Annotated in this window: 16 protein-coding genes; all 16 read right to left on the bottom strand. The window is 54.6% G+C overall.

The genetic code is table 11. The features are described 5' to 3' along the window. Positions 1–330: 330 nt before the first annotated feature. Positions 331–1,200 (bottom strand): nucleotidyltransferase-like protein, encoded by an 870-nt coding sequence (locus HOP44_RS21725; protein ID WP_343060004.1) that lies wholly within the window; start codon positions 1,198–1,200, stop codon positions 331–333. Positions 1,201–1,392: 192 nt separating this feature from the next. Then, positions 1,393–2,964: a glycosyl hydrolase family 18 protein gene (locus HOP44_RS21720; protein ID WP_246370008.1), complete on the bottom strand. Its 1,572-nt coding sequence runs from the start codon at positions 2,962–2,964 to the stop codon at positions 1,393–1,395. Between the two features lie 241 nt (positions 2,965–3,205). Then, the gene (locus HOP44_RS21715; RefSeq protein ID WP_172196939.1) at positions 3,206–3,631 is read right to left on the bottom strand and encodes a Fur family transcriptional regulator; all 426 of its coding nucleotides are present in this window, start codon (positions 3,629–3,631) and stop codon (positions 3,206–3,208) included. Positions 3,632–3,726: 95 nt separating this feature from the next. Beyond that, the gene (locus HOP44_RS21710; protein WP_172257356.1) at positions 3,727–4,980 is read right to left on the bottom strand and encodes a DUF4097 family beta strand repeat-containing protein; all 1,254 of its coding nucleotides are present in this window, start codon (positions 4,978–4,980) and stop codon (positions 3,727–3,729) included. Further along, positions 4,970–5,542: a hypothetical protein gene (locus HOP44_RS21705; protein WP_172257354.1), complete on the bottom strand. Its 573-nt coding sequence runs from the start codon at positions 5,540–5,542 to the stop codon at positions 4,970–4,972. The genes HOP44_RS21710 and HOP44_RS21705 overlap by 11 nt, the downstream gene beginning before the upstream one ends. Positions 5,543–5,590: 48 nt before the next feature. Further along, positions 5,591–6,304 carry an MgtC/SapB family protein gene (locus tag HOP44_RS21700; RefSeq protein WP_172257352.1) on the bottom strand — a complete coding sequence of 238 codons (714 nt, stop codon included), beginning with the start codon at positions 6,302–6,304 and terminating at the stop codon, positions 5,591–5,593. A 40-nt stretch (positions 6,305–6,344) separates the two neighbouring features. After that, positions 6,345–6,821, bottom strand: a complete 477-nt coding sequence (locus HOP44_RS21695) for a GNAT family N-acetyltransferase (RefSeq protein ID WP_172257350.1) — start codon at positions 6,819–6,821, stop codon at positions 6,345–6,347. Between the two features lie 123 nt (positions 6,822–6,944). Next, on the bottom strand, positions 6,945–8,381 hold the full coding sequence (gatB, locus tag HOP44_RS21690) for an Asp-tRNA(Asn)/Glu-tRNA(Gln) amidotransferase subunit GatB (RefSeq protein ID WP_172257348.1): 1,437 nt from the start codon (positions 8,379–8,381) through the stop codon (positions 6,945–6,947). A gap of 31 nt (positions 8,382–8,412) precedes the next feature. Further along, positions 8,413–9,870: an Asp-tRNA(Asn)/Glu-tRNA(Gln) amidotransferase subunit GatA gene (gatA, locus tag HOP44_RS21685; protein ID WP_172257346.1), complete on the bottom strand. Its 1,458-nt coding sequence runs from the start codon at positions 9,868–9,870 to the stop codon at positions 8,413–8,415. Between the two features lie 46 nt (positions 9,871–9,916). After that, positions 9,917–10,204 (bottom strand): Asp-tRNA(Asn)/Glu-tRNA(Gln) amidotransferase subunit GatC, encoded by a 288-nt coding sequence (gatC, locus tag HOP44_RS21680; RefSeq protein ID WP_172196953.1) that lies wholly within the window; start codon positions 10,202–10,204, stop codon positions 9,917–9,919. A 287-nt stretch (positions 10,205–10,491) separates the two neighbouring features. Continuing rightward, positions 10,492–10,881 (bottom strand): ATPase, encoded by a 390-nt coding sequence (locus tag HOP44_RS21675; protein ID WP_172257344.1) that lies wholly within the window; start codon positions 10,879–10,881, stop codon positions 10,492–10,494. Positions 10,882–11,110: 229 nt separating this feature from the next. Then, positions 11,111–11,245 (bottom strand): hypothetical protein, encoded by a 135-nt coding sequence (locus HOP44_RS23080; protein ID WP_281367827.1) that lies wholly within the window; start codon positions 11,243–11,245, stop codon positions 11,111–11,113. A gap of 412 nt (positions 11,246–11,657) precedes the next feature. After that, positions 11,658–12,290, bottom strand: coding sequence for an MBL fold metallo-hydrolase (locus HOP44_RS21670; protein ID WP_172257342.1), 633 nt, complete (start codon positions 12,288–12,290; stop codon positions 11,658–11,660). A gap of 1 nt (position 12,291) precedes the next feature. Then, positions 12,292–12,864: a thioredoxin family protein gene (locus tag HOP44_RS21665; RefSeq protein ID WP_172257340.1), complete on the bottom strand. Its 573-nt coding sequence runs from the start codon at positions 12,862–12,864 to the stop codon at positions 12,292–12,294. A 44-nt stretch (positions 12,865–12,908) separates the two neighbouring features. Continuing rightward, complete coding sequence (gene uptA, locus HOP44_RS21660) at positions 12,909–13,523, bottom strand: undecaprenyl phosphate transporter UptA (protein ID WP_172257338.1); 615 nt, start codon at positions 13,521–13,523, stop codon at positions 12,909–12,911. Between the two features lie 37 nt (positions 13,524–13,560). Then, entirely contained in the window at positions 13,561–14,739 is a 1,179-nt protein-coding gene (locus tag HOP44_RS21655; RefSeq protein WP_172257336.1) for a class I SAM-dependent methyltransferase, read from the bottom strand. Positions 14,740–14,802: the final 63 nt, after the last annotated feature.

Here is a 14,802-nt window from a genome sequence, read left to right as displayed (position 1 = left end):
CCATTTGAAGATCCGTTCTCACGACGATCTTCATCGCCGCGACTCACTTACTGTTCAGTTTTCAAGGAACAAACTCGGTTATTCGGTTTCTTTCGTTCGGCGCCGTGTTTCTCAGCGGCGACTTTTATATCCTATCACAGTGGCAAGCAGTTCGTCAAGCACTTTTTTTAAAGTCTTTTTTCGAACTTCTCATGCGATTGGATTGCCCAGCGATTTAGCGCCGACGGCTTTTGAAGGCCGAGATTTAATTTATCATGTACTTATATACCGAGTCAACCCTTTTTCGAAATTTCATCCGTTTACATGGCTTTTTCTCGGGTAGACTCGCGCTTAATCCGCACTGTACCGCAGTTCTACCCCCGGTGCACCTTTCCTGCTTTCTCGAGGCCACTGTTTGATCAATGAACGATACACAAGTTTACGTACCACCATAGGCAGATCGGTTTTGACGTACTGCAGGTCCGGATGAAGACTCAACTCCCCCATCGTCCAGGCCATTCGGCGGCTGCGAAGGACACGGATCAGCAGTTGGGAACACTCCGCCATTTTGGACATCACGGAAAACTCGCAGGCCAGCAGCACCAGTTCGACTCTTTCGCGAAGCGTCTCCTGACTGAAGGCCAACTGCTCGTACAATTTATAGACCTGGCCGCTGTGTACGCGCACCTGGTTCCAGATCGTTTTTTCGGGATAGACCGATTTCTGTACAAGTTCGATACACGCCCAATGATGCAGGGACTTAAGCGTACTGTAGTAAGCATCCATCTCGTGGCCTTCCGTCAGGTGACGCTTGGCTTCCACATAGTTGTGCAAAAAACGGGAGAACTCGAAAAAGAGTCGCTGTTCCTGAAACGGCTGTCCAAAGCGCTCCACCTGCTGTCTCAGACGCAAAATTTGTCCGGTCATATCATTAACCACTTCTCCCTGCAAAAAATAATGGACCAAAGAACGGTGTTCGCCGGTAACGATCCAACGCTTCAACTCTTCCGCATGCAGACTGAGCAGTTGGTAATGGATCCCGTCGTCCACCCGGTGATGCAGCTGTATTTCTTCGCTTAACGTTTCGAAAATAAGAAAAACCAGTACGTCGAAGTCCTGCAGCAGCGCTCCGTGAAAATGACCGGACGGTCGGTAGCAGGCGACGGCTCCCAGAGGAACCGGCCCGTTTTCTGGCCAATCGCTAAATGTAAATGGGCCCACCTCTGTTCCTCCTCCCGCCCGGCCGGTCGGCCGTTTCTTTTGTTTGGGCGGCTCCATGACTTTTGCCTTTTTGCCGTTAAGTAGTATTCTACGCCGGATGTTTCTATTCCTTCTTCCCCTATTGGCTCACCCGAAAAAAGGAAAACATCACATATAAAAGAAAAGAGACCGAGTTCTCGGTCTCTGCTTGCCCTATTTTCCATTAAGCGCCCGCAGCACTTCCCACGCTTCCTTGGAAGCGAAACTGCGGGTCCAGCTGGCTGCTCCGGCCAACTTGTAATTCCGTGCCAGCGCAATACGCCGCTTCAACGATTCTGCATCTTCGAGCCAAATCCGCTTAAGCTCTCCGTCTTCTTCGTACTCGGCATAATGCTGGCCCACGTCTTCGAGAAGTTCCTTTTTCGCTTTGTTTTCCTGGATCAACCGCTGCGAGGTCTCCATCCCGACCGCGGAAGAAGAAACTTTGGTCTCCCCGTTTTCTTCGGTTTCCGTCCATACGCGGGTGTACAGCGGAATGCCCAGCACCAATTTGGATGCCGGCACTTTGTCTTCTTCCAGGATCCGCTTGACGGACGCCTCCACCCAAGGCAAAGACGCAACCGATCCGGCTTCCGGGCTGCTTGCCCAATGCTCGTCGTAAGCCATCAGCATCATGAAATCGACCGTTTCGCCCAGCGCCCTGCGATCCAGAAAAGCCGACCACATCTCCGTATTGGATTTGGGCGTCACATCCACGGAGACGGTCAACCCGGCTTCGCGCGCCGCTACGGTGAGTTCGCGCACGAATTCCACATAGGGCGCTTTATCCTCGGTGTACACGTTTTCGAAATCCAGATTGATTCCATCCAGGTCGAAAGTCTTCGCTTCTTTCAGTACCTGGCGGATCGCCTGGGAACGACTGTCGTAATCGCTCAGCATCTCGCGGGTCCAATCCGCTTCGAAGGCGTTGCTGAATAATCCCCAGACCTGTTTGCCTCTGTTATGCGCACGCGCAGCGTAAGCACTGTCGGCTTTGCTGCGGATATTGCCTTTGCCGTCTTTCAGCTCGAACCAGGTCGGACTGACGACATTGACTCCCTGCATTTCTTCGATCACGTCCGGACTCGGCCGGCTTTCGTATACCGCTTCCCAGGCCAGATTGATCTTTTGGTCGGCCCATTCTTGGGAAGCGGCCGTCGGTACGGCTTCCGGAGCCGGTATATGCTCTTCTTGTCCCAATTTCACGTCGCCTTGGCGAATATAACCGGCACGTCCTTCATCCGTCTGGGCATAGAGCCAGCCGTCCTGCCCGCTCCAGACCCGAAGCGGCGCGCCTTTTTTTAAATCGGATGTGATCGGAGCTTTGATCGTCGCTTTGCTTCGCAGCTTGGGAGAACCGAAGAGTCCTCCGTCGACTGCAGCAGCCGTACGGAATGTACGGCCCGCTTTGAGCACGGTCACACTGCCTTCGGGACTTTGTTCCGCGATTCGAATACCGTACATGCGTTCCAAAGGCTCGACCGGCAGATAAAGCGTGCCTTCGTATTCCTGCAGAGGCGACGCCAGCTTGTACGAGGCTCCGTTGGATTCGGCCGCTTTTCCGTCTTTGGCCATCACAAGCAGTTCGTTGGCCGTAGTCAGGATCGCTGTTTCCCCGTCAGGATCCGCGTAGGCATAAGCGTCGATCTGCTCCTGAATAAGCGGAAGCGGAAGCTTCAGCGATTCGCCTGCGCCGACTGCCTGGTACCCGCTCCATTTTCCTTCTATAAAAATCGGTTTTTCCATTCCGAGCCATTCCGGATCTTCATGGGAAAACCCCGGCAGCAAACTCCAAATTCCCCAGCCTACTCCCGCAATGACGACGCCAAGGAGAATTGTTCTTCCCGGCCGCTTCTTTTTTCTGCCGCGTTCTCTTCTGCTTCCATTCACTTCACAACAGCTACCCTTCTGCATGTCTGCCAAGATACGCCACAAAAAAAAGCGCGGGAGCCTTAAACGGCTCCACACGCCTTATTGTAAGCAAACGTCAATGTTCGCTGCAACTCTCGCATACTCCATACACTTCCAGACGGTGTCCTTTGACCGTGAAGCCCGTCGATTTGGCAGCGGCCCGTTCGACTTCTCCCAGATAGGAATGATGGAAGTCTTCGATCTTGCCGCACTTCTCGCAGATAATATGATAATGCTCGCTGACATTCGCATCGAACCGGCTGGAATTGTCTCCATAGGTCAGTTCGTGGATCATCCCGGCTTCGATCAGCATCTTGAGATTGTTATAAACGGTGGCAACACTCATGCTCGGAAACTGCGGACACAACGCGCGATAAATTTCGTCTGCGGTCGGATGGCCCATATTCTCCATGAGATAGGTCAAAATGGCATGTCTTTGGGGAGTGATGCGCACACCGTTAACTTTGAGCTGTTCCAAGGCATGTTGTACGCGTGTCGTCATCCCGTTCTCCTCCTTGCCGTTATTCCTTAGGTTACTCTCCATTGTAAGGTTTGTGAATATTTTTTGTCAACGTGTGAACCGGGCGTCAAGCGGCATTATTCGGCCCGGAACACATTAAGATTGCCGTTGCCGTCCGCACGGACCGTAAATTCGCCTTCGCCGTAGGTTCCGTTCAACGTCCGATCTTCGATGGCAAAAGGCAGTTCGCTCCGAATATCGCCGTAACCGTTCGAGCCTTCCATACGGTAGCTCCCGAATGCCGGAAGCGTCAGATCGATTTGTCCGACTGCGCTGTATACCGACCAGTCGCCGCGCACGATCCGGGAGCGAACATCGATATTCCCATTAAGCGTCTGAGCCGACAAGCCGAAGTTGACGCCGTTCACTTCAATGCTTCCGTTTCGCGTATCGACGGCAATATCGCCGATCGTCCCGTCCGCTTTGATATTTCCGAGGATCGTGGTGAGCTTGAGCGATCCGGCAACGTTCGAACTCTGGATATCTCCCTGCTGCGTCTCGGCTTGTACGCTGCCGGCGGCCGTAGCGATCCGGATCCCGCCTCTGGAGGTGGATGCCGTTACGTTACCGCCTACGTTGGTGAAGTCGAGATTGCCTCCGCCGGTCTGGACGGAGATGGAGCGAATTGCCTGAACGCCGTTGATCGTCACGGAACCTCCGTTCGTCCGGATCTCCATATCGAAGCTCCGCTCCTGGGGAAGCAGAATTTCAAGGTCGACCCGGGGCTGACGGCGGCCGGATGTTCCATAGGACTCCGATTGGGTCGTTACGGAAATGGTTCTGCCTTCTTCGACCCGGATACCGGTCTTCTCGGCGATGGCTTTCGCTTCTTCCGGCTCGGCTTGATCGACCCAGACGGTGCTGCGTACACGGATGCGATCGGAAAATCCGCGGCGGACCACAATATCGCCGTTGATTCCTTCTACCGATAGACCGGTCGTTTCCAATGCGGCATTCAGGTCGATCGAAGGCTTGGCGAACTTATTGCCTTCGGCTTCGCTGAATTCGATTGCGGAACTGGTCAGATCGAGACTGACCCGATTCCACAGGTGCAAATAATGATTCTGCTGGGTGACGATAAAAACGGAAGCGCTCAGCAGGCAGGCCACCAGCACTCCCGTCATGTCGATCCGGAAGCGCCGGCGCCGTTTGCGAAACAGCAGCAGCATCGCGATATATTCAATCCCCCATAAGATAAAGACGGCCGGCCACCAGCGAATCAGCTGCAGCATATCATCGCGGCCCCGCAGTTCGTCACTGAGCAGCAGCAGTCCGACAGCGATAAGAACGAGAGAAGCCGTCCAGCGCCCGATCCGGATTTTAGGACTCATGGCGTTCCCTCCGTTCCGCGTCGGCTTCCGAACGATCCGCAGCCGCCTCGTGCCAAGGTCGTACCGCCCTGCGTACACTGGCGCTTTGAAGTACCGCCAACACCACTCCGAGCAGGACAAGCGCCAAAGCAGCCGTTTCACGGCCGTATTGTTCGATCAACTGCCTAAACCAGAGAGGACGGCTGTGCAGAATAAGCAGCAGCGCTCCTTCTCCGAACAGGATCAAGGCAAACGTCATGCTTTTTCTCCAGTTGTAGAATTCGTTCTCCACGGCGCGTCTGCGCTCGTTGACACGATCCGTCGCCTGAAGGACATCGTACACGCTATAAAAATAGATAATCGGAAGGGTCAAGCCCAGCAGAATAAGCAGGGGTACGTTTATTTGGATACCCGTGGCCGAAAAATATAACAGGGCTTCGATCACGAGCAGAATCGTCAACATAAAGGAAAGCCCTTTTTGAATCAGTCCCAGATAAAGATGCCCGGTTCCGGGAACAATCGCGGACAGCAGGCAGGCGATAGCCATGCGCTTCTGTCGTTTCGCCTTGCCTTTCTTCGCCATGGTTCGGCTCCCCCTTTCTTGCGCACGCGGCGGAAGTAGGAACGGAACCTACTCGATCGCTACGGAATAGACGCCTTCCATCCTTAACAGCTGATGCGTCATTTCGGCCGGGTCCATTCTCTTCTCGGACGTGAGGTTCATCGTAATGTCCACAACGGAAGACCGGTCTCCCGGTTCGGATGACATACTTCCGTCTTTGACATGCACTTCCATTTTGCGGATCCGCACTTCCCGCTCCTTCATAAATCCCGATACATTCTCCATCAATCCGCTGCCTGTCCTGCCCCTGACCGTTACGACATGGGTATGATGCCCCCGAATGTAGCGCTGTTCGACAATATTGAGCAGAAGCAGCGTGACAAAAACGAACAGGGTCGTCAGGATGGCTGCAAAATAGAAGCCTGCGCCTACGGCAAGACCGATAGCGGCCACTACCCACAGCGACGCCGCCGTCGTCAATCCGGTGATGGATTTGCCTGTGAACAGGATCGTCCCGGCCCCGAGAAAACCGATGCCCGAAATCACGGCGGTTGCCAGACGAGCCGGATCGACCCGCACGCTCGGCTGATCGACAAAAGCGACGAAGCCGTACATGGACAGCAGCATGATCAGGGCGGAGCCGACCGAAACCAGAATATGCGTACGCAGTCCCGCCGCATGGCTGGAACGTTCGCGTTCCCAGCCGATCAGACCGCCAAGCAGCACCGCGCAGACCAGACGCAGAAAAATATGGGTGTTATCGATAATCCAAGGATCCGTCATAGTCGTTCTTGCTCCTTTTCATGTTCCAAAATCGTAACGTTCAGCCGGAGTTTCCAGCTCCTTTCTCCCGCTTCATGGTCGTCAGTTCCACGCCCGGCGCAATCGCTTCGCTCTTGAACGGAATGAAGCCGAATCCTGCATAGAGCCGCATGGCCGGTTCGTTCCGCGAACCGGTCGATACGAGATAGGTCTTAAAACCCGGATAGACGGCGAAGATGTGTTCGATGAGGCGGCTGGCGATTCCCTGTCTAAAAAAGACGGGGCTCACCATCATACGGGTCAGCGTCAGTATGCCGGGCGTTTCTTCTTCAACCGCGATGGCGCCGGCAAGCTCGCCGCTATCCGCCGTATATCCGTAAAAAATGTCGCTGCTGCGCTTCAGAGTATCCAAAGTATCCGCCAAAGGCGGAATTTCGTCGAACCCGATCAGCTTGGCTTCCAAGCGGTACGCTGTCTTTTGCAAACGCAGCAGCTCTTCCGCTTTCCGATCATCCTGCATATCGATTCTCTCAATCATGGTATCCCTCCCGCTTCTTCCTATCATTAACCGGATTCGTGCTCCGCTTTGCAGGGCATGCATAACGAAAGGCGCGTCCGCAAGCGAACGCGCCTTCTGCGCAGCCGTTTGGCCGCCTTTCGGTCAGTTTTTCAGCAGTTCCATAAGCAGCTTGTTGACAAGCCCCGGATTGGCTTTGCCTTTGCTCTGCTTCATGACCTGACCGACCAGGAAGCCGATCGCTTTATCCTTGCCGGCTTTGAAATCTTCGACCGACTGCGGATTGGCGGCGACGACTTCGAGCACGATCGCTTTGATCGCGCCTTCGTCGCTGATCTGCACCAGGCCCTGTTCTTCGACGATCTGCTGCGGCAGCTTGCCGCTTTGCAGCATTTCTTTGAACACGGTCTTGGCAATCTTGTTGCTGACCGTGCCTTTGCCGATCAAGCCGACCAATTCGCCGAGTCCTTGTCCGGTAATCGGCACCGCATTCAGCTCCAGGCCGCTTGTATTGAGGTGGCCGAGCAGATCGCCCATGATCCAGTTGGATACGGATTTGGCATCGTCGGTAAATTTCAGGCTTTCTTCAAACAAATCGGCCAGCGGCTTCGAAGAAGTGATGACCTGCGCATCGTACGCCGGCAGTCCGTAATCGGCACTGTAACGTGCACGGCGCGCATCCGGAAGTTCCGGAATACTGCTCAGGATCGCCGCTTTCCAATCTTCGCCGATCTCGACCGCCACAAGGTCCGGATCCGGGAAGTAGCGGTAATCGTGTGCTTCTTCTTTGCCGCGCATCGAGAGGGTCAGGCCTTTGGCTTCGTCCCAGCGGCGCGTTTCCTGAACTACTTTGCCGCCTTCGTCCAGAATCTCGGCCTGACGGATTTCTTCGTATTCCAAACCGCGCTGCACACCGCGGAACGAGTTCATGTTCTTCAGTTCGGCACGCGTGCCGAGTTCCTGCTGGCCCTGCGGACGAATACTGATGTTGGCATCGCACCGCAGCGAGCCTTCTTCCATCTTCACGTCCGACACTTCGCAGTACTGCATGATGGCACGCATCTTTTCCAGATAAGCGCGGGCTTCTTCCGGCGAAGAGATCTCGGGCTCGGATACGATCTCGACCAGCGGCGTACCGACGCGGTTGAAGTCGACCAGCGAGCCAAAAGCGCCGGTGTGCGTCAATTTGCCTGCATCTTCTTCCAGATGCAGACGGGTAATGCCGATCCGTTTGGTTCTGCCGCCGACTTCGATATCGATCCAGCCGTGCTCGCCGATCGGGCGGGCCGCCTGCGAAATCTGGTAAGCTTTCGGCGAATCGGGATAAAAGTAGTTTTTGCGATCGAAATGGCTGATATCCGCGATTTGGCAGTTCAACGCCGTTGCGGCTTTGATCGCATATTCGACGGCCTGACGGTTCAGAACCGGCAGAACGCCGGGATGTCCGAGACAGACCGGGCAGGTATGGGTGTTGGGCGGCGCCCCGAATTCGGTGGAGCAGCCGCAAAAGATTTTGGTCTTCGTGTGCAGTTCGACGTGCACTTCGAGTCCGATGACCGTTTCGTATTGTACCGTGGACATGACAGGCGGTTCCTCCTCTTACGCGCGCGGATTAAATCTGCGGGCGGCGTTTATGATGATCGGTATGCTGCTCGAACGCATGAGAGACGCGCAGCACGGTCTGTTCGTCGAACGGCTTGCCGATAATCTGCAGGCCGACGGGCATGTCGTCTTCGAATCCGCAGGGAATGCTGATTGCCGGCACGCCCGCAAGGCTAACGGGAATCGTCAGGATATCGTTCAGATACATCGTCAAAGGATCGTCCGTCTGGGAACCGATCGCAAAAGCCGTCGTCGGTGCCGTAGGACCGACAATGACGTCGAATTTCTCGAACACTTGGTCGAAATCCTGTTTGATCAACGTCCGGACCTTCTGGGCTTTCAAATAGTAGGCATCGTAATAACCGGAGCTGAGGGCGTATGTTCCGAGCATGATCCGGCGTTTGACTTCGTCGCCGAAGCCTTCGCTTCTGGATTTGAGGTACAGATCCAGCAGGTTCTCCGGATTCTCCGCGCGAACGCCGTAGCGCACCCCGTCAAAACGGGCCAGGTTCGAAGACGCTTCGGAAGACGACAGCAGGTAGTAAGCGGCCAGTGCGTATTCCGTATGCGGCAGCGAGACTTCTTCCCAGGTTGCGCCAAGCGATTCCAGCTGACGGATCGCCGCCATAACCGATTCTTTGACTTTCGGATCGACGCCTTCGCCCATATACTCCTTAGGTACGGCGATACGCAGTCCCTTGATATCGCCGGTCAATGCGGAGATGTAGTCCGGCACGTCGACGTTCGCCGAAGTCGAATCGCGGTCGTCGTGACCGGCGATCGCCTGCAGGACGTAAGCCGAATCTTCCACGGTCCGGGTAACCGGACCGATCTGGTCAAGAGAGGACGCGAACGCCACAAGGCCGAAGCGCGAGACCAGGCCGTATGTAGGCTTCAGTCCCACCACGCCGCAGTACGAAGCCGGCTGGCGGATCGAACCGCCGGTATCGGAACCGAGCGTGAAATACACTTCGCCCGCCGCAACCGCTGCGGCGGAACCGCCGCTCGAACCGCCGGGAACCCGATCCGGGTTCCATGGGTTGCGTACCGGATAGAAGCTCGAATTCTCGTTCGAACCTCCCATCGCAAATTCGTCCATGTTCAGCTTGCCGATTGTCACGCTGTCCGCCGCACGCAGTTTCCGAACCACCGTCGCGTCGTAGACCGGATCGAAATTGCGCAGAAACTGACTGGCACATGTCGTGCGGAGACCTTCCGTCACGATATTGTCCTTGATCCCCGCAGGCAGGCCGAACAGCAGGCCGCGTTCTTCGCCCGCCGCCAACTTGCCGTCGAGTCTGGCTGCCGAAGCCAAGGCCCCTTCTTCGTCCACCGTCAAAAAGGCTTTCACTTTTCCGTCGCGCTCTTCTACTTTTTGCAGGGAATCCTTGACCAGTTCGGTCACGGACAGTTCACCGGCATGCAGCCGGTTATGAATTTCCCGAAGTCCCAAATCGAACAATGTCACTATTGCACCTCCGCGTTGATCGTTAACTATTCAAATGACTGCCGGATCAGTCCAGCACTGCCGGTACAAGGAATTGACCGTCTTCGTCTTCGGGCGCGTTGTGCAGAACCCGTTCGATCGGCAGACTCTCGTGCACGTTGTCTTCACGCATGACACTGTGCAGCGGCAGTACGTGGGTGGTCGGTTCCACGCCTTCCGTATCCAGCTCGTCCAGCTTCTCCGCATACTGCAAAATGGCGCTGAGCTGTTCGGCAAACATTTCTTTTTCATGGTCATTCACGTTCAATCGGGCCAATTTGGCCACGTGTTCGACTTGCTCCACCGTAATTTTCATTGTAGGTTCTCCTGTCGTTTAAAGGGTTAAAGTGCCGAAACTCCTCAACGTCCCCATTATAGGTTAGCAACCCGCAAAAATCCAGAGGATCGCAAACGTTCGGAGTGCGCCCTGTCCGTCTTTCCGAAGGCAGGCCGTGAGGCCCGCATCGTTCCCGTACAGAAAAAAGCCGGCATTCGCCGGCTCGACATGTACAGATCGTTTGGTTAAAAAAAGCGAGCAAGCAAAAGCCTGCGACGATGAAGTCCCGGCGGATTCCCGATTCTCAAAAAACGGCTTCTCCGGTGCTAGATCCACGCCCGCAGATTGATCCGTTTGATAAATTCCGCTTCCGACAACGGCTCGGCGGAAGCTTCGGCTTCCGTTTCAAGTCTTTCTTCGTCTTCGCCGCCGTTCATGACTTGATAAAACAGTTTCTCATTGTGCGTCGCCAGCGCGTAATCGATCAAAGCGGCGCGTTCAACCTGTTCGGCTTCGAAACGCATCACGTTTTCTTCCGGCTCGATATCTTTTTCCGTCACAAAAAAGTTTCGGTTGGCCTGCGGGATTCGAACGATATAATCGAAAGCATTATCCGGATTACGGTCGTAAGCAATCAAATAACCGTGCTCTCCCACAGGGAGGTGCTGCTCGAAGACATCCGCGACAATCACGATCTTTTCTCCCAAATGAAGCATGGTTTCTCCCCCTTGGTTATCATGTACAAAATCCGGTCAAGCCGGACATTATCGGATTCATGGTCCACTTTTCATGAAAATGAATGTAAATGCAAAAGCTTAGCTTATATCGTACTAAAAAAAAGTTTTGCTGTCCACGCCGCCGGTCCGTTAAATACACGTTTTATGTAAAAATCGGTCTTTCGCCGCCCCGATCGCCTGCCGAAAAATCCCGAAAGCCGAAAATTTTCTAAAAACGAGGGTCTTTCCCTTCCCGAATCCGGGTGAGCCGCTCATGCCAGGGCTGTGCGACCCGTCCGTCTTCCAGCTTGACCGACTCCCAGGACCGCACGGAAACCGGATGGCTGCCGAATTTCTTTCGCACTTCTGTCTGCTCCGTTTCTACAGGCTGCGGCAGTACGACTGAGGGCCGACCGCTTTTTTCCGTATCAAAAGGTTCTACTCTGTCCAATTCCTTCACGTCCTTATTGAATAGTTTGACAACCCGCAATCGGATTGCCAATTTGATCAAAAATCGTCCCAACAAAAAAAAGCACGCAAACCGGGAATAGATCCTCAGCTTGCGTGCTTCGCAGGCATATATGCATGACGATCCTTTGCGGCTGCGTACCGCGGGATCGTCGGCATGATTCAGTTCTTGTTCGACCCCTGCCGTGCAGCATCCGGAATGTTTCCGGCGGCAGGTTTGCAATAGCTGTATCTTACTACCGGAAAACGGCCTTGTCCAGCATTACGTGCGGGAAAGCCGAGGCACTCCATGAATCAGGACTGCGTGTTTACGGAGCCGGCACAAACGGATTGTTGGCTTTCTCGTAACCGATCTTGGTGCGGGGACCATGTCCCGGGTATACGACCGTATCGTCCGGAAGCTTGTACAGTTTCAGCCGGATCGAATCGACAAGATCGCCCTGGCGTCCGCCGTACAAATCCGTGCGCCCTACGCCTTCGCGGAACAGGACATCGCCGGCAAACAGGTCTTTGCCGCAGAGAAAGCTCACGCTGCCCGGCGAATGCCCCGGTGTATGCAGCACTTTGAATTCGTTGCCGATCAGATTGAGCGTCTGGCCGGCCGCCAGCGAAAAGTCCGCCGGATCCGTACGGATCGGACCGCCCAGGTCGGACCACATCGCGGAGCCGTTATGTTTGGGATCGGTCAGCCAACCGGCTTCCAGATCATGCAGGTAGACGGGGCATCCTTTGGCTTTACGCAGTTCTTCGACGCCGCCGATATGATCGAAATGCGCATGGGTCAGCAGGATCGCTTCGACGTGAAGAGACTCGACCCGGCGCATCAACGCGGCCGGATTCATCCCGGGATCGATCACGACGGCTTTGAGATCGTCTTCGCCTCTCAGCAGGTAAGCGTTGGTCTGCAGCGGACCGAGATTGAACGTCTCGACTCTCAGCATGTTACACCCCCGACAGAAGCGTACGCAGTTCGTGCACGATCACTTCATGGATAGAGGTGCCTTCTCCGTAGCGCTCCATCATTTGTTCCCGGACAACTTTCATGTTTTCCGCATAGTCGGCCGCTTCGCGATCCGGGTTCTCGGCTTTGAATTTGCGCATGAGTTCCTGCACTTTCTCCGGCCGGGGGCCCCATTGGGCCAGAACTTCGCCTTCCTGCGCATCCGCGAAAAGGACGATCGGAACGGAACGTCCGCCCATCGTGAGATATTCGTCCATCAAATCGAAATTCTCTTCCAGAATCATCACATCCACCGGAATCTCCGCCGTTTCCAATACGCGGAATACCACAGGGACATTGCGCGCCACGTCGCCGCACCAGTCGGCCGCCAGAAGAACGACTCTCAGATCGCTACGCGAGCGCAGCTCTTCAAAAAACAGGCGGTCTTCTTCGTTTTTCCAGGAAAAGTCACGGTAGCCCGTTTCGAATGTTTCTTTATTTTTTTGCATGGAGTCGATAAATTCCTGCGGACTCAATCCGGTTCCGAAACGCGATTTCAAAGAAGTAAGGCTCAATGTATTTCCTCTTTTCTCAGTTGGATTTTGGAAAGGGATGCCGTTTAAATCTGCGTTTTCTTGCGGCGGGTCAATACGACCTTCACGATCAGGTAAACCAGCATGACAAACACGGCGCCCACCACGATCGGGATAATGTAAGGGGAAGCTTTCTCGTCGATCTGCTGCCACTGCCCGCCCAATTGGTAACCGAGGAATACGAACAGGATCGACCACGGAATGACCGCAAGCGTCGTCAAAGCCGTAAAGCGCCAGGTCGGCATTTTGGCCAGTCCTGCCGGAATCGATATGGCATGGCGAACGACCGGAATAAACCGGCCGCTGAAAATGATGCCGGCTCCGTACTTATTAAACCACTGCTCGGCATGATCGATATGCGATTCTTTGATAAAAATGTATTTGCCGAAGCGCTTCAACACCGGGCGTCCTCCGTACCGGCTGATCCAATAGATGAAGAGCTGCGCGAGGACGCCGCCGATCGTACCGAACAGTACCGCTCCCCAGAAATTGATATCTCCGGAATACACGAGAAACCCTCCGTACGCCAAGACGATTTCACTCGGGATGACCTCGACCATCAAACCGAACATAATACCGAAGTACCCCAAACCCTGAATCCATGCAAATAACTGCGAAACGATATCCGATATAACACTCACTGTTTTCCCTCTTTCCCTGACAGGCTTTTCGTTCGATTCAATTTTTCGATGGAGCAGGCAGTCTATCCTGAAGCGCCTGTTCCAAATAAGGGGAAGCGCCCAGGAAATTCCGGAACGCTTCGTATTCGCGCCAGACGTTCGCCGCAGACGGAGTATCCGTCTTAACCGCGCGGATCAGAATATTTTTGGGCGTATGCTCCATATCGATAAATTCGAGCAGTTGGGTCTTGTAACCGACAAGGTCAAGCAGTTTCGCCCGAATCGCGTCCGTAGCCAACGCCGAGAAACGTTCTTTCAGAATGCCGTGCGACAGCAGCGGTTCCAGTATATCGCTTTGAACCTGTGCAAACAGTTCATGCTGGCAGCAGGGCACCGACAGGATCGCCGAAGCGCCCCAACGTACCGCTTTTTCAAGCGCCGCATCGGTTGCCGTATCGCAGGCGTGCAGCGTAATCACCATATCGACCGCATCGAATTCGTCGTAATCCGCGATATCTCCGATCCGGAAATGAAGACCTTCGTAATTAAGCGTCCGGGCCAGCGACTCGCAGTGCTCGATCACATCCGCTTTGAGATCGAGCCCGACCACATTGAGTTCGAAACCTTCCTGAACGGCGAGATAATGATACAGCGCAAAAGTCAGGTAAGACTTGCCGCAGCCGAAATCGACAATCGTCAGTTTGCGGTCTTTCGGCAGTGAAGGCAGAATATCGCGCACCATCTCGAGAAAACGGTTGATCTGACGGAACTTGTCGTATTTGGCGGCCAGTACCCGACCTTTATCGTTCATGACGCCCAGTTCCACCAGAAACGAAACCGGCTCGCCTTCTTCCAGCACGTACGTTTTTTTTCGGTTATGCGACAGGTCGGGTGCCTTCTTTTTGGTCGGCGGCTTTTTCAGAATGGCCGTCTTGCCTTTTTTGCTGATCAGAACCTGGTAGTCCGATTCAAGCGTGGCAAACAAGCCTTGGCGCATATCGTTCTCCAGCAGTGCCGAAATTTTCGTGCGGGCTTCTTCCAGGGTTGCGTTAGCGTGCGTCACTTTTTTATCGTAATGGTAAGCCAGCTGATAGTGCAGTTCGTTTTTGAGCAGCACCGGCTTGACGACGACTTTCCCGCAGGATTCGCCGTCTTTGCGTCGGGGCTGGCTCAAGGTTGCCGAGACGAGCCTGCCTTCGGGCAGCACTTCGTCCAGCAGTTGATTTATGCTTTGCATGGGGTGACTCTCATCCTCTCGGGTGTGATCTCCGGGTGTCTGGGTTATCTCGCCTGCCGGGTC

The organism is Saccharibacillus deserti (genome assembly GCF_013618475.1).
GTDB classification, from domain to species: Bacteria; Bacillota; Bacilli; order Paenibacillales; family Paenibacillaceae; genus Saccharibacillus; species Saccharibacillus deserti.
This window is presented reverse-complemented; position numbering and strand designations above follow the sequence as displayed.

Excerpts from the sequence above, each read along its gene's own strand:
- HOP44_RS21705 (WP_172257354.1), bottom strand. The coding sequence starts at position 5,542 with ATGGCGAAGAAAGGCAAGGCGAAACGACAGAAGCGCATGGCTATCGCC.
- HOP44_RS21710 (WP_172257356.1), bottom strand. The coding sequence starts at position 4,980 with ATGAGTCCTAAAATCCGGATCGGGCGCTGGACGGCTTCTCTCGTTCTT.
- HOP44_RS21675 (WP_172257344.1), bottom strand. The coding sequence starts at position 10,881 with ATGCTTCATTTGGGAGAAAAGATCGTGATTGTCGCGGATGTCTTCGAG.
- HOP44_RS21670 (WP_172257342.1), bottom strand. The coding sequence starts at position 12,290 with ATGCTGAGAGTCGAGACGTTCAATCTCGGTCCGCTGCAGACCAACGCT.
- HOP44_RS21720 (WP_246370008.1), bottom strand. The coding sequence starts at position 2,964 with ATGGAAAAACCGATTTTTATAGAAGGAAAATGGAGCGGGTACCAGGCA.
- HOP44_RS21715 (WP_172196939.1), bottom strand. The coding sequence starts at position 3,631 with ATGACGACACGCGTACAACATGCCTTGGAACAGCTCAAAGTTAACGGT.
- gatB (WP_172257348.1), bottom strand. The coding sequence starts at position 8,381 with ATGTCCACGGTACAATACGAAACGGTCATCGGACTCGAAGTGCACGTC.
- HOP44_RS21700 (WP_172257352.1), bottom strand. The coding sequence starts at position 6,304 with ATGACGGATCCTTGGATTATCGATAACACCCATATTTTTCTGCGTCTG.
- gatC (WP_172196953.1), bottom strand. The coding sequence starts at position 10,204 with ATGAAAATTACGGTGGAGCAAGTCGAACACGTGGCCAAATTGGCCCGA.
- HOP44_RS21655 (WP_172257336.1), bottom strand. The coding sequence starts at position 14,739 with ATGCAAAGCATAAATCAACTGCTGGACGAAGTGCTGCCCGAAGGCAGG.
- HOP44_RS21695 (WP_172257350.1), bottom strand. The coding sequence starts at position 6,821 with ATGATTGAGAGAATCGATATGCAGGATGATCGGAAAGCGGAAGAGCTG.